This window comes from Mycobacterium persicum (assembly GCF_002086915.1).
GTDB classification, from domain to species: Bacteria; Actinomycetota; Actinomycetes; order Mycobacteriales; family Mycobacteriaceae; genus Mycobacterium; species Mycobacterium persicum.
Window position 1 is genome coordinate 1,629,709 of record NZ_MWQA01000001.1, and the last position, 21,279, is coordinate 1,650,987.

Annotated in this window: 14 protein-coding genes and 2 pseudogenes; 6 read left to right on the forward strand and 10 right to left on the reverse strand. The window is 66.7% G+C overall.

All coding sequences use genetic code 11. The features are described 5' to 3' along the window. The 6 genes and pseudogenes from B4U45_RS07200 to B4U45_RS07225 form a co-directional block, all read right to left on the reverse strand. Positions 1 to 206 (reverse strand): annotated as a pseudogene (locus B4U45_RS07200) (IS3 family transposase); the annotation flags it as partial. Positions 207 to 309: 103 nt separating this feature from the next. Next, complete coding sequence (locus B4U45_RS07205; RefSeq protein ID WP_075548592.1) at positions 310 to 741, reverse strand: phospholipase D-like domain-containing protein; 432 nt, start codon at positions 739 to 741, stop codon at positions 310 to 312. Positions 742 to 923: 182 nt separating this feature from the next. Next, positions 924 to 1,525: pseudogene (locus B4U45_RS07210) on the reverse strand (DUF222 domain-containing protein); the annotation flags it as partial. Between the two features lie 130 nt (positions 1,526 to 1,655). After that, positions 1,656 to 2,879 carry a PPE family protein gene (locus B4U45_RS07215; RefSeq protein ID WP_075548591.1) on the reverse strand — a complete coding sequence of 408 codons (1,224 nt, stop codon included), beginning with the start codon at positions 2,877 to 2,879 and terminating at the stop codon, positions 1,656 to 1,658. Next, entirely contained in the window at positions 2,876 to 3,046 is a 171-nt protein-coding gene (locus B4U45_RS07220; protein ID WP_371687254.1) for a hypothetical protein, read from the reverse strand. Before B4U45_RS07220 ends, B4U45_RS07215 begins: the two co-directional genes overlap by 4 nt. A gap of 385 nt (positions 3,047 to 3,431) precedes the next feature. Further along, positions 3,432 to 4,880 carry an MFS transporter gene (locus B4U45_RS07225; protein ID WP_075548590.1) on the reverse strand — a complete coding sequence of 483 codons (1,449 nt, stop codon included), beginning with the start codon at positions 4,878 to 4,880 and terminating at the stop codon, positions 3,432 to 3,434. A 1,048-nt stretch (positions 4,881 to 5,928) separates the two neighbouring features. Between B4U45_RS07225 and B4U45_RS07230 the strand changes: the two genes are divergently transcribed. Together B4U45_RS07230 and B4U45_RS07235 are read left to right on the forward strand one after the other, a co-directional pair. Next, positions 5,929 to 7,110 carry a PPE family protein gene (locus B4U45_RS07230; protein ID WP_075548595.1) on the forward strand — a complete coding sequence of 394 codons (1,182 nt, stop codon included), beginning with the start codon at positions 5,929 to 5,931 and terminating at the stop codon, positions 7,108 to 7,110. A 48-nt stretch (positions 7,111 to 7,158) separates the two neighbouring features. After that, positions 7,159 to 8,313, forward strand: a complete 1,155-nt coding sequence (locus B4U45_RS07235; RefSeq protein WP_082275557.1) for a PPE family protein — start codon at positions 7,159 to 7,161, stop codon at positions 8,311 to 8,313. 39 nt (positions 8,314 to 8,352) lie between these two features. Here the strand turns inward: B4U45_RS07235 and B4U45_RS07240 are convergent, their stop codons facing one another. Then, the gene (locus tag B4U45_RS07240; protein WP_083154623.1) at positions 8,353 to 10,737 is read right to left on the reverse strand and encodes an amino acid permease; all 2,385 of its coding nucleotides are present in this window, start codon (positions 10,735 to 10,737) and stop codon (positions 8,353 to 8,355) included. A 104-nt stretch (positions 10,738 to 10,841) separates the two neighbouring features. On the opposite strand from B4U45_RS07240, the gene B4U45_RS07245 reads away from it, so the two are divergent. Beyond that, entirely contained in the window at positions 10,842 to 13,664 is a 2,823-nt protein-coding gene (locus B4U45_RS07245; RefSeq protein ID WP_083154617.1) for a DEAD/DEAH box helicase family protein, read from the forward strand. Positions 13,665 to 13,670: 6 nt separating this feature from the next. Here B4U45_RS07245 and dapC read toward each other — a convergent pair whose 3' ends face one another. Together dapC and fdxA are read right to left on the reverse strand one after the other, a co-directional pair. Then, complete coding sequence (gene dapC / locus B4U45_RS07250; protein WP_075548587.1) at positions 13,671 to 14,756, reverse strand: succinyldiaminopimelate transaminase; 1,086 nt, start codon at positions 14,754 to 14,756, stop codon at positions 13,671 to 13,673. Between the two features lie 32 nt (positions 14,757 to 14,788). Next, the gene (fdxA, locus tag B4U45_RS07255) at positions 14,789 to 15,115 is read right to left on the reverse strand and encodes a ferredoxin (RefSeq protein WP_075548586.1); all 327 of its coding nucleotides are present in this window, start codon (positions 15,113 to 15,115) and stop codon (positions 14,789 to 14,791) included. Positions 15,116 to 15,392: 277 nt separating this feature from the next. Between fdxA and B4U45_RS07260 the strand changes: the two genes are divergently transcribed. Both B4U45_RS07260 and B4U45_RS07265 read left to right on the forward strand, forming a co-directional pair. Then, positions 15,393 to 17,417, forward strand: coding sequence for an NADPH-dependent 2,4-dienoyl-CoA reductase (locus tag B4U45_RS07260; protein ID WP_075548585.1), 2,025 nt, complete (start codon positions 15,393 to 15,395; stop codon positions 17,415 to 17,417). 239 nt (positions 17,418 to 17,656) lie between these two features. Next, positions 17,657 to 17,989 carry a hemophore-related protein gene (locus B4U45_RS07265; protein WP_075548584.1) on the forward strand — a complete coding sequence of 111 codons (333 nt, stop codon included), beginning with the start codon at positions 17,657 to 17,659 and terminating at the stop codon, positions 17,987 to 17,989. Positions 17,990 to 18,046: 57 nt separating this feature from the next. Here the strand turns inward: B4U45_RS07265 and B4U45_RS07270 are convergent, their stop codons facing one another. Continuing rightward, positions 18,047 to 20,641 carry a bifunctional FO biosynthesis protein CofGH gene (locus tag B4U45_RS07270; protein WP_075548583.1) on the reverse strand — a complete coding sequence of 865 codons (2,595 nt, stop codon included), beginning with the start codon at positions 20,639 to 20,641 and terminating at the stop codon, positions 18,047 to 18,049. A 183-nt stretch (positions 20,642 to 20,824) separates the two neighbouring features. On the opposite strand from B4U45_RS07270, the gene B4U45_RS29005 reads away from it, so the two are divergent. Next, on the forward strand, positions 20,825 to 21,279 hold a 455-nt coding region (locus tag B4U45_RS29005), incomplete at its 3' end, for a PE family protein (RefSeq protein WP_244899355.1).

Consider the following 21,279-nt stretch of genomic DNA (forward strand, 5'->3'; position numbering starts at 1 on the left):
GTGATGTGCGAGGAGTACAAACCCTCCTTGCGCAGCAGCGCCCCCCGGGCACCCGGCTCGGTCAGCAACTCGTACTGCTCGAGAATGCCGAGCTTGTACTCCGCGGTGAACGTCCGCCGTTTCGGCCGCTTCTCACGCGGCCCCTTGCCGCTACCCACGTTCCCATCATCGGCCACCGCCACCGCGGCGGTATCGGCCAGTGTCATCGTCACGGAATCAGAATCCAGTCCTCGCCCTGCTTCTCAACAGAAGACTCATCTACTTCAACGTCTCACACAGGTTAGACAGAGAGGGGTGTTCCAAACCCGTTCAAGGCGAGTTGTGGTTGTTCCATAGGTCTGGGGCGTCGTCGCGTTTGATGACGATGGCGGGATTGTCGCTGGCGGGCGCGCCGTAGAGATGCGGGTTGGCGATAAGCGTGTCATCGGCGCGGAACATAGATGTATACAGCGGTGTGGTGTGAGTGCGGATTTCCATTGCGGGAGTGTCCGAAAGCGGTTGCAGGCGCGCCAATGTCATCTGACAACGCGCGGCCAGGGCGGCTCCGATGCGTTCCTCTTCGCCGCGCTGCGCGACGGCGGTGGATTTGGCATCACCGATGATGAAGCGGACCGCCACGCCGCGTTTGGTGGCGGCGGCCAGAATCTTGGTGAAGCGGGGCAGGCCGTCGAACAAGAATGTGCCGCCGTAGACCAGGATGTCGATGTGCTCGACGGCGTTTCTTAAAAGAGCTCCTTCCACACGCTGACCGGGACATCGGCCCGGCTGCCGTACACACTGACCGCGACGGTCGCTGAACTGGGCGGGGACGGCACCGGGATTTGTCGGGCCATACCTCATGAAGGTCGCAGTCGAGGGCATCGGCGACTTGCTTGGCCTCACCGAGCCGCGGGTTCTCCCCGCGTTGATATCTCTTGATGGATCGCACGCTGGTGATCGTGGTTCCACTCGCCGATCAGCGCCACACGATAAGACGCCAGCGCGGCGTCGAATTTCGCTGCGTCGTGGTGGGCAAGTTTGATCCGATAGCAGCTGCCCTGCTCGATGGTGGTCTTGGTGATCGAGGGCGGCGGCTGCGGCCCAGGATCGGGTTGGGGTCGCGGTTCCAGTTTGACCGCGGTACGCAGCTGGTTGACCGTGGCCACCCGGGCCAGCTGCAGGTAATGCTCCTCCGATCCCGCACCGGCGCGAACCGCGATGACCCCGGCCTGATCCAGCGACAACCAACCCTCCCGCATGCCCGCCACACACCGTGGGAACTCCTCGAGCCGGCCCGCCACCGTGGTGATCGTGTGGGCATTGGTCGACGACGAGCCGAGCTTCCAGGCCAGCAACGCCGCCACCGACCGCGCACCCCTCATCCCGCGCACAGCTGGTCGCGATCCATCTCCGCGGCGATCTTCTCCACAATGCGCCCATCAATCGCATTGCGCTGACCGGCCAACTCCGCCAACTCCGCAAACAACACCGCCGAACGCTCCTTCGGCAGCATCGGCGCACAGCCCAAGGAGGCGGTCGAAGACATAACCACGCCATCGCAGCCGGGTCTGACATCGATGATGAAAGAGCGTTACCTCGTAGGTCGTGACCCTGGGTATGACTGACGCCCTGCTGGGCTGTCCTTCACTTGATCTGCCGGCCTGCGTGGTGCATGCCTAGTGCACGCCGGCCATATCCGGGTTCCAGGCCGTCGGCAGCATCGGCACCGTCGGACCCTCGCCAACACCAATGGCGACCAACCCGCCAGCCGACCCGACGGACTCAGTGGGCGCAGTCCCGGCAAACCCCACCGCGCCCCCGCCATTACCCGAGGCCGCCAGCGACGCCAACTGCGCCGGCGGCACCACCGATGCCGAAGCGCCCAGTCCCGCCGGAGCTACACCGCTGACCGCAACCGCAGCTGCCGGGAGCAGACCAACCTCAGCCATCGCGGATACGCCCGTCAACGCGTTCATGCTCGGGGCAACGCTACCGGCCAACGCGACTATCCCAGCGTCAACAAACAAATTCTGCGCAATCCACTGAATGACCATGTTGGCGACGCCCAAAGGAATCTCACACGCCGTGTATATGATGTTGAAAAAGTGGGTGCCGATCTGCCACAAATCGCTGGCAATCAGCTTTAATCCGGCAAGAGCTGCTGAAAGATTCCACTGAATAATGTCTTGAATTACCAGTGGGATTAGTAACTTGATGAAGCCCCAGTCCAACCCGATAAATTCCCAATCCATCTTCATAAAAGCGAACATAAGCTGTATATAGTCCCATATTTGTTGCCATGGGAATGGCGTGAGGGTCTGCTCGCCGGCGGCCGCAATGTTGCCGGCAGTGCCAGCGCCGGGCTTGACCACCACTGGCGCTGGGATGGTGTGCGGCACGGACACCAGCGCCGCAACAGACGCTGCCTGATACACGCTCATGGTGGCCGCGGCCTGGATCCACATGCGCACGTAGTCAGCCTCGTTGAGCGCAATCGGGATGGTGTTGATGCCAAAGAAATTGGTCGCCGACAACACCGCGTGGGTGGCATGATTGGCGGCCAACTCACCCAGGGTCGGCATCACGGCCAGCGCACTGACGTAGGCTGTGGCGGCTGTCTCGTGGGTGGCCCCCACTTCGGCGCATTCGGCGCTGGTCATCATCAGCCAGTCCACGTACGGCACATACGCGGCCAGGCAGCTGTCCATGCTGGGACCATGCCATGCCCCGGTCGCCACGGCGCTCAGAACCGAGCTGAGTTCGTCTGCCACAGAAGCGTATTCAGCGCTCAAGGACGTCCACGAACCCGCGGCCGCCAATAGCGGCTCAGGCCCTGGACCGGCTGCTAACAACGCCGAATGCACCTCCGGCGGCGCAGCCATCCACAGCGCAGAGTTCACGACGCACCGCCCGACGCCAGATACGACGCCGCGGCCAGCGCGTCGCCGGCGGCGCAGCTAGCGGCGGCTTCAGCTACATCGATTCCAGCCAGATCCAGCTCTTCTGCTCCTTGGGCAGCGATCGCCACCTGCGGAGATAACCCCTCGTGAACCGCCCACAATGCCAATCCCCACACCTTTCGGCTCGTTGTCCTGAACGCGCCAACATTAGGAGAATTTGGGTGAATCCGTCGATCGATACCGTCAATAGGTTCATAAGGATTAGTTATCATTGAAGCAGCAATACTGATACGTCAACAACGGTTCAGAATGAGTGTCCGGCTGGTAACCAAGAATTACTCGGTGTATGGCGCCCAAACTGCGCAAGAGCAACCCATCGCGCCAGCTTGAGGCCACACCGCGGACCGGTGGAAAGCGGCCCGGTCACGCACACCCATCGATGACGACCGGAATATGCCGACTACCTTTCCGAAGGACGTGGTCTCGTCACCAAGCCAACACTCGTGACCGGCTCACCATGCAGCCCCATCGTCCTCACTGTGAAAAGCGGCCTTAGCCGGCGGTAGTCGCTTCGGTAGCGGCATTTCCCACTCCGTTTTGATTGCGGCCCATTCGTCGCGGGGGTTTCGATATCGGCGGGCTCGAACCGTGCGGCCGCACGTAGCGCCACCAGGTCAACGTCGTGGCGCCGATATAGCAGAGCAGGAAGACCCAGAATGCCGGGGTTTCGGTGCCGGCGCTCACATACGACTGCCGCAGCACCAGGTTGACCCCCATGGCACCCAGCCCGCCGAGTGTCCCGGCGAACCCGATCAACGCTCCCGACATCACTCGCTCCCAGTCGCGGCGTTGGGCGGCGGTGACGTTCAGCGCGCGACTGCGATTCTGAAAAATCGACGGGATCAGCTTGAACACCGAGCCCTTGCCTATGCCGCAACAGATGAACAGCGTGATGAAGCCAAAGACGTAGCCGATCATCGTATGAACGGTGGGCCCTCCGCGAGTGCCCTGAGTGAGGTCGTCGTGGGTGCTGACCGCGACCAGAAACCCACCGGCTCCCGCCATGGCTGCCAACGCACTGAGGGTGACGTAGCCGCCACCAAAGCGGTCGCCCAACCTGCCGCCGACTATCCGCGCCACCGATCCCAACAGCGGGCCGATGAAGGCAATCTCCGCCGCGTGCAGCGACGCCTGCGCGTGGGTTTGCCCCGCGGCCACGAAATTATGTACCAGCACCTGCCCGAAAGCGAACGCGAAGCCCAGGAACGATCCGGAGCAGCACAGGTAGAGAAACGAGATTGCCCACGAGTCGGGAACCCGCAGAACCGATCGCACGTGGCCCACGTCGATCACGTGGCTGAGGTTGTCCAGGAAAAGTGCCGCGCCGACAGCCGCAACGGCCAGCAGCACCAGGTAAACGGCGCACACCAAGTAGGGCGCCTGGTGGCCGGCGGTCGCCAGCACCACGAGCCCGACTGCCTGAATGGCCGCCGACCCCAGGTTGGTGAAACCCCCGGTGAAGCCCAGCGCAAAGCCCTTGAGCCGCTGCGGGTAGAAGGCTTCGATGTGCGCCAGCGATGCGGCGTAGTTGCCGCCGCCCAATCCGGTGAGCGCGGCGCACACGAGATATGGCCACAACGGCAAGCCGGGGTTAGCCAGCAACACCATCGCGCCGACGGTGGGGATCAGCAACACCAGTGACGACAACACGGCCCAGGTGCGTCCGCCGAACCTGGTGGTCGCCATCGCATACGGGATGCGCACGATCGCCCCGACGAACGTTGCGGTGGCCGCCAGCAGCAGCTTGTCGCCGGTCGAAAAACCGTAGACGCTCTCCGGCATGAACAGCACCATCACCGACCAGAGGTACCAGATGGAGAAGGCGATGTGCCCGGTCACGTTCGACCAAAACAGATTGCGACGGGCGATCACGTCGTTGCCGTCGCGCCAGGCGGCGGCGTCCTCCGCATCCCAATCCGCGATGCGGTGTGGTCGCGCCATACGGTACTAACCTTTCACAGACGATGTCGGCGTACCACCGAGCGGCAATACCTGGTGGCTTAGTGTGCATTCATTCAGGAAGATCAGGCAACAGTGAGTCGGTGCGCTTGCTCTTCCTCCGCGTCACGAATGACTACCCGATCGGACAGCCACGCAATGCGGTTCTAAGGGGGTTTTGACGACGACCGGTGACACCTGGGCAATGACGAACACGAGCACCGCTGCACGCCGTCACACCGACCACCCGACAGTGAAGCCCAATCGCGGCCACCCGACAACTGGACATCACTGACGCACAGGAGATTTTCAGCTCACTTGGCCAGGACTGCCAGTCGAGCTGAGGCTTCACCTCACTCAGGACATCACTCGGACGCGGCTCGGCCCGGTTCGTCTTAGCCACGGCCGACGCTCCAGCAGCGGCGATGATGCAGAGCCGCACCGCTTTCCGCCGATGTAGCCCTCAGCCGGATTGCGGCACTCTCCTGATGCGTCGAAATAGCTTGCTGCACAATGATATCCGAACTTGCGTACTACATTGAAACCCAGTCGTCAAACACTGCCGAGACAGAGTCGCCGGGGACATGTCCCGCCGCCGGCAATCCGTGATTCGAAATACTTCCACCCCCAATGCAATTCGTGCCATGCCGGTCAGGCTTTCCAGAAAGCTCTTCGACGCCGGGCCTTCAGATCGCATCGTTACACCCGAAGGCTAGCTGTAAATCTGCTGTGCATCGTCAGGGTTTGATGTCCATATGCAATAATTGCATGCGACTATTGACTGGTCAGTGAGACGTGCGCCGTCGAGGTGAGGACGCGGCGGATGGTCAACAATGCGTTGGCAGCCCTGCTCGCCCTTGACTGCGCGTGGTCGTCGTTGACAGCCACAATCGTTGCAACACAACCGCTGCAGGGGCGTCCGTTGTGTTTGGCAACATCCCGGTCAGCCGCCGATTGCCTGACCTAGCCACGCGCGCTCAGCGAGTCCCGCGGCTCGGCTTGTCGCGACCCGATCGGAACTGAGGCGGAACTGAGGAAGGTGAAAAAACTGATACTTGACTACGGGGCCCTGGCGCCCGAGATCAACTCGGGCAGAATGTATTCGGGTCCTGGCTCGGCGTCAATGCTGACGGCCGCCGCAGCCTGGGAGGCACTCGCCGCAGGATTGGAGTCCACATCGCGCGGGTACTGCGTCGTGATCTCGCAGCTGCAAGGCGAAAGTTGGTCGGGCAGTGCGTCGGCGGCAATGGGCAGTGCCGTCGCACCATACCTGGCATGGGCGGCGTCAACGGGAGCACAGGCCGAGCAGGCTGCCGGCGGGGCGCGTGCGGCAGCAGCCGCTTATGAGGCTGCGTTCGCCGCGACGGTGCCGCCGGCGCTGGTGATCGCCAACCGCGACCAGTTGGCGCGGCTGGTGGCAACCAATGTTCTGGGCCAGAACACCACGGCCATCGCCGCGACCGAATCCGAGTACGAGCAGATGTGGGCGCAGGATGCGGCGGCGATGTACGGTTACGCCGCCGCGTCGTCGGCGGCGACCAAACTGATTCCTTTCCGGGACCCACCCCAGACCACGAACGTCACCGGGCAAGCGGCCCAATCCGCCGCGGTGGCCCAAGCCGGCGCCGCATCGGCCGCCGGCAAGGCTCAGACCAGCCTGACGCAATTGATGTCGACGGTGTCACAACAGCTGCAAGCCCTGGCAGCGGGTGGTCATTCGGCCCATTCCTGGTGGCTGGGGCCATCGACGATACTTGCGGCCTTCAGCGCCTTCAACACGCTGGCCGGCCCGGCGAGTTTGGCCTCGAATTTCAGCCGTACCAGCACGTCGGCCGGAAGCTTCCTGACCGGGGCCTACCGATCCGGGATTCAGGCCGGCGGCGGCGCCGCGAAAGCGATCGCCAAGGGCGCGGAATCGGTTGGCCCGGCAACCCTTCGCGGCCAGGTGACGGTGAGTGTGGGTAACGCGACACCGGTCGGGCGGCTGTCTGTTCCGCAGGGCTGGGCGACGGCAAATCCACCCGCCGTGGCGGCTGCCGACGAGCCGATGTGGTTGTCCGACAGCGAACTCGACGGCGGCCCGTCATGGTCGGAGACACCGGAGATGCTCACCGGGCCGCCGACGGCGGGCATGGGGCCGATAGCGGGGTTCTCGACGCGTCCCACCGTCGGCAGCGTATTGCGCGTAGAGCCGCGCCGGTTCAAGATGCCACGCCCGTCGCTCGGCGGCTAGTACGTCGGTTACCCAAACCCGGACCGTCCATGCACAGAAAGGGTGCCGATGCTTGATTTCGGGATACTGCCTCCCGAGATCAATTCGGCCAGAATGTATTCCGGGCCAGGCTCGGGACCGCTGCTGGCCGCCGCGTCGGCGTGGGCGGCGCTCGCCGCGCAACTGGAGCTGTTCGCGGCCGGGTATTCCACAGTGCTGTCGGAGCTGCTGGACACCAGCTGGTCGGGCGCCGCGGCGATCGCCATGGCCGGCGCCGTCGCACCGTATGTGGCGTGGGCGCTGACGACGGCGGCGCAGGCTGAACACATCACCAATCAGGCTCGGGCAGCGGCGGCCGCGTACGAGGCGGCCTACGCCGCGACGGTGCCGCCGGAAGTGGTGGCTGCCAACCGCATCCTGCTTGCGACGCTAGTGGCAACCAACTTCTTCGGTCAGAACACCCCGATGATCGCCGCCACCGAGGCCGCCTACGTGGAGATGTGGGCTCAGGACGCGACAGCGATGTACTGCTATGCCGCTTCGTCGTTGGTTGCCACGCAACCGGTGCCGCTCAGCGCTCCGCCGCAGAGCACAACCGGCGGCGGACTAGCTGACGAAGTGGCCGCGGCGGCGCATCTGGTTGCCACCTCGAGCGCCGAACACGCCAAGCTGTGCCAAATGGTGGCCCAGCTGCTGCAAACCCTGGCAACAGCGGGGCATTCGGACTCTCGATGGATGTTCTGGCCGACCTTGTTGGTTACGCTCGTCGGCGACTTCAATGCGCTCACCGGCCCGGCGAATCTTGCCGCCGCCCTCAGCCGCACCGTCACCTCGGCGGGGCGATTCGGTACCGGGCTTTACCGCTCCGACGTCCAGGCCGAAGCCAAGGCCCTTCCCATTACCCGGGCACCCACCGTGCGCGCCGGACAAAACGGTGTCGTACTTGCCGGGGTGGGGCGCGCTGCGACCGTGGGACGCTTGTCCGTCCCGCAGAGCTGGACGACGGCCAGCTCGCAGCCCAGCGTTGGCGATACGCTGCCGCAGCCCCGCGGAACCGGTCTGCGCGCTGTTCCGGCGGGCAGCCAAGACTCACCGCGCGCCAGCTCCAACCGGCTGCCCGGCATGGGGCCGATGAGCGGCAACGTCGCTCGACGCGTCGGCACCCCGGTGTTGCGGACGGGGCGTCGCCGTTTCACGATGCCGCGTCCGCTGTCCGGCGGATAGCCCGGCGCACTGGGTGCCGCCGGCGGGCACATGTGCCCGTTACCGTCTGCCGACCTGTTGCGCTGCTCCGGCGTTTCCGGCATCCGGGTTCGTCGGCGGCTCCTCCAGCACGTGGTAGCCGGGTTCGAGCATCCACATCGGCCGGTTGCCGCTCTGGCGGGCCTTGCCGGTGATCCGCACCAGCTGGCCCGGCTGGATGTCGGCGCCGCCGCGCCCATCGCGAAACGCGATCCGGATGTCCCCGCTCTCGTCGCCCACCAGAATCCATCGCTGGGTTCGCCCGCGTTTGCTGATGTCCTCGACCTGACTGACCCGCCCTTCGATGGTGGCGCGCTGCCCGGGAATCAGCCCTTCCACGGTGATCACCGACGACGGCCGCTCGGGATGCTCGTAGGCGTAGCCGGCCGACCCGTCGCCCCGGGAAACCCACGCTTCGAACCTGTCCAGGACTCGTGCCACCCGTTGCTCGAAGCCGTCCGGGTAGGCCTCCCTGATCCGGGACTGGACGTCGTAGGGCACGATCGTGGCCGCGGCGTCCGGGATCAGGCTGACAGCCCGCGCGATCTTGTCCGCGGTGCGGTCGTGCAGCAGCCGCCCCAGCACCGGCGCGAAGGTTCGGCGTGGCAACAACACCGTCACGTTGGTATCTGGATGTTCATCGCGCGCTTGGGCAACCAGCAGCTGCGCCGCCCGGTTGATGCGCCGATCCGGACAGTCCACCACCCGCAACGGGGTGTCGAGGTCGAAGTGATCCCAGCGCTTACGCAGCTGCGCCGCGTGGGCCGCATCGACCATGAAATGCACCGCGATCAGCTCGTCGGCCCGAAGTCCTTTTCCGTACCGCAACGCCTCGAGCACCGAGAGATCGACCGAGCTCACGAGGACATACACCCGGTGCCGGGCATACCTCACCACCTCGGGACGGTCGGTGCGGAACATCTCGAGAATGGCCGCCTCGGCCCGGTATTCGCGGTTGAGCCGCATCAGGAAGAACACCAGTATCGGAAACACGACGACGACCAGCCAGGCACCCTCGGTGAACTTCGCCACCGCGAAAATGCCCACCACGACCGTCGACAAGATTCCCGCCGACAGGTTGATCGCCAACCGGTAACGCCATCCGGGTTCGCGTTGAGTCAGGTGGTGTTTGGTCATCCCGTAACCGGCCATCGAGAACCCGGTGAACACGCCGATCGCGTAGAACGGGACCAGCGCGTTGACCGACCCGCCGGTGATCACCAGCAGCGCCACCGATAGCGCCGTCAGGGTGATGATGCCGTTCGAAAACACCAGGCGGTAACCACGTTTGGTCAGCTGCCGGGGCAGGAACCGGTCTTCGGCGACGAAACTGGCCAGCGCCGGAAACCCGTTGAAGCTGGTGTTCGCGCCGGTGAACAGGATTGCCGCGGTCGAGGCTTGGACCAGAATGAACAAGACGTGTCCGATCACCCCGGTGCCGAACACCGCTCGCCCGATTTGGGAAAGCACCGACGGATATTCAGTGCGGTAGGGAGTCGCGTGGGTGGCGTAGGCAAGGTAGGCCACACCGGCCAGCAGGAAACCGAGGATGCCGGCCATCGTGGTGAGAACCCGACGAGCATTGCGGCCCTGCGGTTTCCGGAATACATCGACGGTATTGGAGATTGCCTCCACGCCCGTCAGCGACGAACCGCCGTTGGCGAATGCGCGCAGCACAACCAGGATGGTTGCACCCATCACCAACCCGTTCCCCTGGTGGACGGGTACCGTCCCCGGTAGCTGCGCGGGATCGTACATCGGTAATTCCCAAAATATTTGGCGGACGACACCGGTGATGATGGTCAAGGCGATCATGATGACGAAGAAGTACGTCGCCGCCGCGAACGGCAGTCCGGCTTCCCGCATGCCCCGCAGGTTCGCGTAACAGATGACAATCACCACACCGACCGTGATTTCCAGGCTGTAGGGACCCAACGCCGGGATGGCTGACACCACCGCGACGGTCCCGGCCGCCGACTGCACGGCGACGGTAACCACGTAATCGATGAGCAGTGCCGCCGCCGCGATCTGCGCGACGCGCGGTCCGAAATTCTCCCGCGCCACGATGTAGGAACCACCGGCCCGGGTGTAGGCGATCACCACCTGCCGATACGAAGCCGTGACCAGCACCAGGATCAGCAGGATGACGCCCGTGGTGGGCAACAGCAACGCGAAGGCCGCCAGCCCGGCATTCGGCAGCAGCTCGATCAGGATCTGCTCCGGACCATAGGCCGTCGATGAGATGGCATCCGGCGAGAGTGCGCCCAGCGCAACGGGATTCGATAGCTTCTCGGCTGCCAGATTCTCGGTGATGAGCGGTTTGCCCAGAAAGACCCGCTTGACTATGTCGCCGAGCGACAGCGGGATCGCCGGCTTGGCAGCCGGATTACCAGCCGATGCGGTCACGACCACTCCTTACCCGAGGCGCAGCGCTCGCTGAGCGCTGGCGATACGTTCGGTGCATTCTGCCAAGCCGGTGCCTGTTTGAGGGTTGGTTAGGGTGGGCACTCGTGGAGCCCGGCCGTGACCTGCACTCCCGCGGCTTCGTCGGCGAATGGCGACGGTACCAGCAGCAGGCATTGGACGCGTTCGACGCCGACGTCGCCACCGGCGACAAGCGGTCGTATCTGGTGCTGCCGCCGGGCGCCGGAAAGACGATGATCGGCCTGGAAGCTGCGCGCCGGGTGGGACGGCGCACCCTGGTTCTGGTTCCCAACACGGCGGTGCAGGCACAGTGGGCCGCGGCGTGGAATACCAGGTTCCCGCCACCCGATCCGTCGGCGCCGGCCTGCGGCACCGACCGTGCCCTGACCTCGGCGATGAACGTGCTGACGTATCAGTCGCTGGCGGTCATCGACGGCGAAACGGATGCCACGGTGCGGCGGGCGATCCTGCGCACTCGGGACCGCCGTGCCCTGCTGGACCTGCTGCACCCCAACGGCAGGGCATTGATCGAGCGGGCCGCATCGTTGGGACCGTGGACGCTGGTGCTCGACGAGTGTCATCACCTACTGGCGGCGTGGGGGGCGCTGGTCGGGGCGTTGGTGTCGGTGCTGGGGCCACGGACAGCGCTGATCGGACTGACCGCGACCCCGGCGACCGCGCTCACCGAGTGGCAGCGCGCCCTGCATGACGAGCTGTTCGGCACGGCCGATTTCGTCGTCCCCACACCTGCCTTGGTCAAAGAAGGCGACCTGGCCCCCTATCAGGAGCTGGTCTACCTGACCGGGCCAACACCGGAGGAGCAGGCCTGGATGGCGACCGAACGTGCTCGGTTCGCCGATCTCATGCTGGCGCTGGTCGACCAACAAGTGGGCAGCATGTCGCTGGCCGCCTGGCTGCGGACCCGGATCGTGGACCGGTCGACGCGCGACGGCAACCAGATCGCGTGGTCGACGTTCGAACGCGCCGAACCCACCCTTGCCGCAAGCGGGTTGCGCTTCGCCTTCGACGGCCTCATCCCGCTACCCGATGGCGCCCGCCTGCGCGAACAGCACCGGGTTGCGCCCGACGCCCGCGACTGGGTCACCGTGTTGACCGACTTCGCCGTCGGCCACCTGCAAGACAGCGACGATCCGCGTGACGCGCAGGCGCTGACCGCGATCAAACGGGTGCTGCCCGGCCTGGGTTACCGGCTCACCAGCCGCGGGGTGCGGGTCGCGACCTCACCGGTGGACCGGGTGTGCGCTCTGTCGGAGTCCAAGGTCGCGGCGACGACCCACATCCTCGATGCCGAGGACGCCGTGCTCGGAGCGAGGTTGCGGGCCCTGGTGCTGTGCGACTTCGAATCGATGACCGGCACGCTGCCCACATCGTTGAAAGGAGCACCCGTCAACGACCTGTCCGGGTCGGCACAGCTAGTCACCGCGATGCTTGCCGCCTCCGACAATCGGCGCGGCACCCCGCTGCGTCCCCTGCTGGTGACGGGTCAAACCTTCGCCTGTCCGGCCGCGATCGAAGACGACCTGATCGCGTTCTGCACCGCCCGGGGCGCGCTGGTGCGCACCGAGGCGCTGCAGGCCCATCCCGGGTTGCGGATCGTGCGCGGCAACGGCACCTTCGGCCCCCGCGCCTGGGTCACGCTGGCCACGGAATACTTCCTGACCGGACGCGCCCGCGTGCTGGTCGGCACCCGCGCCCTGCTGGGCGAGGGCTGGGACTGCGCCGCGGTCAACGTCACCGTGGACTTGACCAGTGCGACGACCCCCGGAGCGATCACCCAGATGCGCGGCCGGGCACTGCGCAAAGATCCCGCCGACGCCGACAAGGTGGCCGACAACTGGACGGTGTGCTGCGTCAGCCCCGACCACCCGCGCGGCGACGCCGACTACCTGCGGCTGGTGCGCAAACACGACGCGTACTTCGCCGCAAGTCCGCAGGCGGTCATCGAGTCGGGTGTGACGCACTGCGACCTGTCGCTGTCGCCCTACGGGCCCCCGGCTGCCGACGCCGGCGCCATCACCGCCCGAGCCCTGCAGCGCATCGCCGAACGCGACCAGGCCAGGGCCTGGTGGCGCATCGGGGAGCCATACCAAGGCGTCGACGTCGCGACCATCCGCATCCGATCCCATCGCTCTCCCGGGGTCGCCGCACCTGGCATCCGCGCGTCGGCATTGGCCATACCCGTACCGGGACAACGTAATCCGCTGCGCACAGCGGCTGCCGTCGCGGGCATGTACGTCGCTGGCGCCGGCGCCGGGACAGCGGTCGCGGTTGCCGAGATCGGGTCAGGCCCGCTCGCCGGTGCCACCGCGGCCGGAGCCATCATCGCTACGGGCGCCGGCGTACTCGTGGCGGCCGCCGGTGTCCAAAGCCGTCGCCTGGCGCAGGCGCCCAACGCGCTCGAACAGCTGGCCGCGGCCGTCGCGGATGCACTGAAAGCCGCCGGCGGTGCGCACCGAGGATCCGACGCGCTGCGAATCACCGTGGATCCCGACGGCTGGATCCGCTGCGAACTCGGCGGGGTGCCCACCGAGCAGTCGCAGCGGTTCACCGCCGCCCTCGACGAGCTACTCGCCCCGCTGACCGAACCGCGCTACCTCATCGGGCGCAAGATGCTCACCCTGCCCACCGGGCGCGTTGCGCGGGGCCTGTTCGCGGCCCGCGCCGTCGTCGGCCTGCCGCTGCCCGGCGCCATCGCCTGGCACGGGGTGCCGCAGTGGTTCACCCGCCGCAAGGATCGACTGGAGTGTCTGCTGCAGTCCTGGCGATTGCACATCGGTCCACCACGGCACCTGCGAGCCGACTCCCCCGAGGGCCAGGCGATCCTCGAGCTGTTCCGCGGCGACAACCCGCTGGCACTCACCACCCAGCTGCGCACGACCTGGCGGTGAGCCCACTCAGCTGAGCCGCCGTATCGCGGCGGCGATGCGGTCGTCGGTGGCGGTCAGCGCGACCCGCACGTGCTGGGCACCGCGCGGTCCGTAGAAATCACCGGGCGCCACCAGGATGCCGCGCTCGGCCAGCCATGCGACCGTGTCGTGGCACGGCTCGCCGCGGGTCGCCCAGAGGTACAGGCCGGCCTCGGAATGGTCGACGGCGAAACCCGCCGAGCGCAGGGCCGGCAGCAGTGCGCCACGCCGGTTGGCGTAGCGCTCCCGCTGGCGCTTTTCGTGGTCGTCGTCGTCCAGGGCGGCCACCATGGCTGCCTGCACGGGTGTGGGCACCATCATCCCGGCGTGTTTGCGCACCGCCAGCAATTCGGCGACCAATGTCGCATCCCCGGCGACCAAACCGGCCCGGTAGCCGGCCAGCGACGACGTCTTCGACAGCGAATGCACCGCAAGCAAACCGGTGTGGTCGCCGTCGCACACCGCCGGATGCAGCACCGAGAACGGCTGCGCGTCCCAGGCCAAACCCAGGTAGCACTCGTCGGATGCCACCAGGACGCCTCTGTCGCGGGCCCAGCCCACGACCTTGCGCAGATGATCGAGCCCGAGAACCCGTCCGGTGGGGTTGCTCGGGGAGTTCAGATACAGCAGTGCCGGGGTTTGCGGTCCGAGCTGGGTCAGCGAGTCGGCCCGCAGCACCTGCGCCCGGGCCAACCGGGCGCCGACGTCGTAGGTCGGGTACGCCAGCTCGGGCACCACCACCACGTCGCGCGGACCCAGACCCAGCAGCGTCGGCAACCAGGCGATGAGCTCTTTGCTGCCGATCACCGGCAAGACCGCCGCCTCGGCCAGCCCGGTGATGCCGTAGCGGCGGGCCAGCGCCGAAACCGCGGCCTCACGCAGCCGCGCGGTCCCCGCGGTGGCGGGATAGCCCGGCTCGGAACCGGCGGCCGCCAACGCTTCCCGGATCAGCGGCGCGACCGGGTCCACCGGGGTACCGACGGACAGGTCGACGATTCCGTCCGGGTGGGCGGCGGCCCGAGCCTTCGCGTCGGCCAGGGTGTCCCAGGGAAAGTCCGGCAGGGACGCCGACACCCGCCGGCCAGGCCGGGGCGCTAGGGACCCGGTCAGTCTTCTTCGCCCTGCGGCGGCAGATCCTTGACCACCTGCGGGTCATTCTCGGTCATCCCGACCTTGGCCGCGCCGCCCGGCGAACCGAGCTCGTCGAAGAAGTCGGCGTTGATCTGCGTGTACTGGCCCCACTGATCCGGCACGTCGTCTTCGTAGTAGATCGCTTCAACCGGGCAAACCGGTTCACAGGCGCCACAGTCGACACATTCGTCGGGATGGATGTAGAGCATCCGGGCACCCTCGTAGATGCAGTCAACCGGGCACTCCTCGATGCATGCCTTGTCCTTGATGTCGACGCAAGGCTCGGCGATCACGTATGTCACGGACGTCTCCTCAACGTGTACTTCAGCTACTGCTCAGTGTGGGGCTGCTGCTTGCCTTACCGCGGGCTTCGGGCCGCTGATCGGCGAAGCGTTCGGTTACTGATACTAGACGTTGCACATACACGTCAATCAACTGGCACGCCGGTCAGGGCACGGCCGGTCTGCACCGCGCCGCGCAGCGGCCGAGTGACATTTATGCTGCCCCGGTGGGGCTGGCCCACGCGTTCGTCGCCGGCGACCGGTTCGATGAGCAGCTCGACTACCGCAGGAGTACCCGTTGACGAGCCAGTACCCGAACCTGTTGTCGCCGTTAGACCTCGGTTTCACCACGCTGCGCAACCGGGTGGTCATGGGTTCGATGCACACCGGGCTGGAAGACCGGGTCGGCAGTACCGACCGGCTCGCCGAGTACTTTGCCGAACGCGCAAGAGGCGGGGTCGGACTGATCATCACCGGCGGCTACGCACCCAACCGCACCGGCTGGCTGCTGCCGTTCGCCTCGGAGCTGGTCTCGACGGCGCAAGCCCGAAGACACCGCCGGATCACCGGCGCCGTCCATGATGCGGGCGCCAAGATCCTGTTGCAGATCCTGCACGCCGGACGCTATGCCTACCACCCGCTTTCGGTCAGCGCGTCGTCGATCAAGGCTCCCATCAACCCGTTTCGGCCCCGGGCGCTGTCGGCGCGCGGTGTCGAGTCCACCATCGCGGAGTTCGTGCGGTGCGCGCAGCTGGCCCGCGAAGCCGGCTACGACGGTGTCGAAATCATGGGCAGCGAAGGGTATCTGCTCAACCAGTTTCTGGCACCGCGCACCAACAAACGCACCGATTCCTGGGGCGGCACACCGGCCAATCGTCGCCGGTTCCCGGTGGAGATCGTGCGTCGCACCCGCGCGGCGGTGGGCGCCGACTTCATCATCTGTTATCGGATGTCGATGGCCGACTACGTCGAGGATGGCCAAAGCTGGGACGAAATCGTTGCGCTGGCAACCGAAGTGGAAGCTGCCGGCGCGACCCTGATCAACTCCGGTTTCGGCTGGCACGAGGCGCGGGTGCCGACGATCGTCACCTCGGTGCCCAACAGCGCGTTCATCGACATCAGCAGCGCCATCGCCGAACAGGTCAGCATCCCGGTGGCGGCCTCCAACCGGATCAACATGCCTCACGCCGCCGAACACATTCTGGCCGAGACCCCGGTGCGGTTGATTTCGATGGCCCGGCCGCTGTTGAGCGACCCGGAATGGGTGGCCAAGGCGGAGTCGGGCCGAGCCGCGGAGATCAACACCTGCATCGCCTGCAACCAGGCCTGCCTGGACCACGCATTCGCCAAGAAGGCGGTGTCGTGCCTACTCAATCCACGGGCGGGACACGAGACGACGTTGGTGTTGTCGCCGACGCGGCGCGCCCGCTCGGTGGCCGTGGTCGGGGCCGGTCCCGCCGGTTTGGCGGCAGCGGTCAACGCCGCCGCGCGGGGCCACCGGGTCACGCTGTTCGAGGCCAACCACTTCATCGGCGGACAGTTCGATCTGGCCCGCCGCATCCCGGGCAAAGAGGAGTTCAGCGAAACGATCCGCTACTTCTCGACGATGCTCGACAAGCACGGCGTCGCGGTCCGGCTGGGCACCCGGGCGACCGCCGACGAACTGACAGGCTACGACGTCGTCGTCCTGGCCAGCGGTGTGGTGCCGCGCATTCCGGCCATTCCCGGGATCGACCACCCACGGGTACTGACCTATGCCGAGGCGATCACCGGCGCGAAGCCGGTCGGGAAGGCGGTGGCGGTGATCGGCGCCGGGGGAATCGGATTCGACGTCACCGAACTCCTGGTCACCGACCATTCGCCGACGCTGAACCTCAAGCTGTGGAAGGAGGAATGGGGCGCCGCGAACCCGCCGGAGGCCCGGGGAGCGCTGACCACGCCGCGACCGGCCCCGCCGGCGCGCGAGGTCTACCTGCTGCAGCGCACCAAAGGTCCGCAGGGCAGGCGGCTCGGCAAGACCAGCGGATGGGTACACCGGGCGTCGGTGCGGGCCAAAGGCGTCCACCAGCTTTCCGGGGTGAACTACGAGCGGATCGGCGACGAGGGCCTGCACATCAGCTTTGGCGCGCGCCGGCAGCGGCCCCGGGTGCTGGCAGTGGACACCGTGGTGGTCTGCGCCGGCCAGGAGCCGGTCCGGGATCTGGAAGGCGCGCTGCGACGTGGCGGTGTCGACCCGCACATCATCGGCGGTGCGGCCGTTGCCGCGGAGCTGGACGCCAAACGCGCCATCAAGCAGGGCACCGAGCTTGCCGCCCGGCTGTGACCCGGGCGGGACCCTCGGGGACCCTGCCAGGACCGGATGGGCCCGATTTCACTGAGCGTGAAATCGCCGCCATTAGGGCGCTGACCTGCGGATAGTTACGCCGGGAAGGATGTTCTCGATAAGACGTTTGATATGAGTTAGCCCACGGAGGCTGCTAATCTTGACCGAAGACGGCAACCCGCTGGGCAGATGCCGTCGACGTCTTGTTGGCGGTGCAATAACTGGGAAGGTGTCCGAACATGAGGCTGTCGTTGAAGGGACTGACTGTCGCTGCCGGCGCGTTGGCATTGTCGCTGAGCGCTGGCGCCGGAGTCGCGTCCGCAGACCCGCTGGACGCGGTCATCAACACTACTTGTAACTACGGCCAGGTGATGGCGGCGCTGAACGCCACCGATCCGGGGGCCGCTGCTCAGTTCAACGCCTCGCCGATCGCGCAGGGCTGGCTGCATTCGTTCCTGGCCGCGGCGCCGCCACGGCGCGCGCAGATGGCCGCGCAGGTGCAGGCGATGCCGGGGGCTGCGCAGTACGTCGGGCTGGTCGAGTCGGTCGCGGCGTCCTGCAACAACTACTGATTCTGGGCGTGCGGGCGTAGCGCCACGCAAGACTCCCACCCGGGGATCTTGTGTGCGTTACGCCCGCGCTGTTATGCGCTGTTGCGCGGCCAGCGATGCGTAGGTCGTGGTGCGCTGGCGCGCCGGCCGGCCTATCCCCTGGGCGATGGCCACCAGTTCGGCGACGGTCTTGGCCGAGCCGTGTTCGGAGCCGGCCATCCGCGAGATCGTCTCCTCCATCAGCGTGCCGCCCAGGTCGTTGGCGCCGCCGTTGAGCATTGTCTGGGTACCTTTGTCCCCGAGCTTCACCCAACTGGTCTGAATGTGGGCGATACGGCCGTGCAGCATGATCCGCGCCAAGGCGTGCACCGCCCGGTTGTCGCGCTGCGTGGGCCCGGGCCGCGCCGCCCCCGCCAGATACAGCGGTGAATTCTGGTGAACGAACGGCAGCGGCACGAACTCGGTGAAGCCGCCGGTGCGGTCCTGGATTTCACGCAGCACGTTGAGATGGGCGATCCAGTGCCGGGGGGTGTCGACGTGCCCGTACATCATGGTCGACGACGACCGTAGCCCCACTTCGTGTGCGGTGCTCACGATCTCGACCCATAGCGACGTCGGCAGCTTGCCCTTGGTGAGCACCCAGCGCACCTCGTCGTCGAGAATCTCGGCGGCGGTGCCGGGAATGGTGCCCAGCCCGGCTTCGCGCAGGCTGATCAGCCACTCGCGAACGCTCAGTCCGCTCTTGGTCACGCCGTTGGCGATCTCCATCGGCGAAAACGCGTGCACGTGCATTTCCGGGACCCGGGTCTTGACCGCGCGCACCAGGTCGGCGTACCCGGTGACCGGCAGCTCCGGGTCGATGCCGCCTTGCATGCACACCTCGGTAGCGCCCGCGACATGGGCCTCCCAGGCGCGGTCGGCGACTTCGTCGACGGACAGCGAGTATGCGTCGGCGTCGCCCTTCCGCTGGGCGAAGGCACAGAACCGGCAGCCGGTGTAGCAGATGTTGGTGAAGTTGATGTTGCGGTTGACCACGAAGGTCACGTCATCGCCGACGGCATCGCGACGCAACGAATCCGCCAGCGCGGTAACAGCTTCCAGCGCCGGACCGTCGGCGGTGGCCAAGGCGAGGTATTCCTCGTCGGTGCAGCCGGCGGGGTCCCGTTCCGCCGAACGCAGTGCGGCAAGGACATCGGTGTCGATGTGCTCGGGTGCGCGAGCCGCCAGATCTTGCACTTGCGAACGGATGGAGTCCCAGTCGCCGAAGGCGCTGTCGAGGTCACTGCGGGCTTCGGTGCTACGGCCCTCGGTGTCGATCGCCGCGTTGAGATCCAGCCGGCCGGCAGATGCCATGTCGTCGGGCTCCTGCCACGGCATGCCCACCGGCTTGACGTCACGCGCGAAGCCGGTCGCCGGGTCGGCAAGGGCGGCAACATGTTTGCGCACCCGCGGGTCGATCCAGGCCGCGCCCGCCTGCACATACCTAGGCTGCGCGGTCAGCCGCTGCACCAGCTCGTAGCCGGACTCCGCGGTGACGGCGGCCAAGTCATCCAACGCGGGCCAGGGCCGTTCCGGGTTGACGTGGTCGGGTGTCAGCGGGGATACGCCGCCCCAGTCGTCGACACCGGCGGCGATCAGCGCCAGGCAGTCGTCCCGGGACACCAGGTTCGGTGGCGCCTGAATGCGCATGCCGGGGCCGAGAACCAGCCGCGCAACGGCCACCGTCGCGCGGTAATCGTCGATTCCGGCGTCGGGAACCGCAGCCATGGCGGTGTGCTTCTTGGCCCGGAAGTTCTGCACGATCACTTCCTGAACATGACCGAACTCCTTGTGCGCCTTGCGAATTGCATGCAAGGTATCGGCGCGCTCGGCCAGCGTCTCGCCGATGCCTACCAGCAGGCCGGTGGTGAACGGGATGGAGAGCCGGCCAGCGTCGGTCAGGACGCGCAAGCGCACCGCAGGGTCTTTGTCCGGGCTGCCGTAGTGAGCCAGACCCTTGGTTTCGAACAACCGCCGCGATGTTGTCTCCAGCATCATGCCCATCGACGGCGCCACCGGCTTGAGCCGCGACATCTCCGACCAGCTCATCACCCCGGGGTTGAGGTGCGGAAGCAGTCCGGTTTCTTCCAGCACCCGTATCGCCATGGCGCGCACGTAGGACAGCGTGGAGTCATAGCCGCGTTCGTCGAGCCACTCCCGCGCCTCCGGCCAACGATCCTCCGGACGGTCCCCGAGTGTGAATAATGCTTCCTTGCAACCCAGTTCGGCTCCGTGCCGAGCCACGTCGAGGATCTCGCCGGGTTCCAGGTACATCCCGGCGCCGTGAGCGCGCAGCTTGCCCGGAACGGTGACGAAGGTGCAGTAGTGGCAGGTGTCGCGGCAAAGGTGGGTGACAGGGATGAAGACCTTGCGCGAGTAGGTGATCGGCAGCCGACCTCCCGGGCCGCGCCGCCCGGCCGACTCCAGACCCGCGTCGCGTACCCGCGCCGCGCTGGCACACAGGTCGGCCAGGTCGGCGCCGCGCGCCGTCATCGCGACGGCCGCCTCATCGAGATTCAGCGAAACCCCGTCACGAGCCCGCCGCAACACCCGCCGCAGCGCCGACGCGTCGGGTCTGGGCGGCACCACGGCGTGAGGCAGAGCGGCGGACTCCTGGCGCGAAGTCAGTGGCACGTTGGTACAACTTCCGTCCGCGCGTCATTGGTCCGAAACTCGGCGGGTGCCATATTCGCAACAGTAGCGGCAGGACCGGGTCCGCCACTGACCGGCCTGGGCTGCGTCTTGGCCGATCCACCACGATTGGCACCCGATCGAGATACGCTAGCCAAACCACGGTGGAACGGGGGTGCAGACGCGATGTCGTATCTGGCCGCGGCGCCGGAGGCGCTGGTAGCGGCGGCTTCGAATGTCGCCGGCATCGGATCGGAAATCAGCGCGGCCAACGCCGCGGCGGCGGTTCCGACGACCGGAATCACCGCGTCGGCCGCCGACGCCGTCTCGGCGCAGGTCGCCGCACTGTTCTCGTCACACGGTCAGGTGTACCAGCGGCTCAGCGCGCAGTTGGCGACGTTTCACGACCAGTTTGCGCAGGCCCTGAGCGCCGGCGCCAACGCCTATGCGTCGGCCGAGGCCAACGCCGCCAAGACCTTGTTGGGTGCGGTGAACGCGCCCGTCGAGAAACTGCTGGGACACCCGTTGATCGGGCCCACCGGCCTAGTGCCCAACGCGGTGAGCCCGGCGCCCGGCGCCCTGTCCGGTGCGCTGGGCTCCAGCGCGCTCGGTGGGAACGCGGCGGCCGGCGCGCTGGCGCT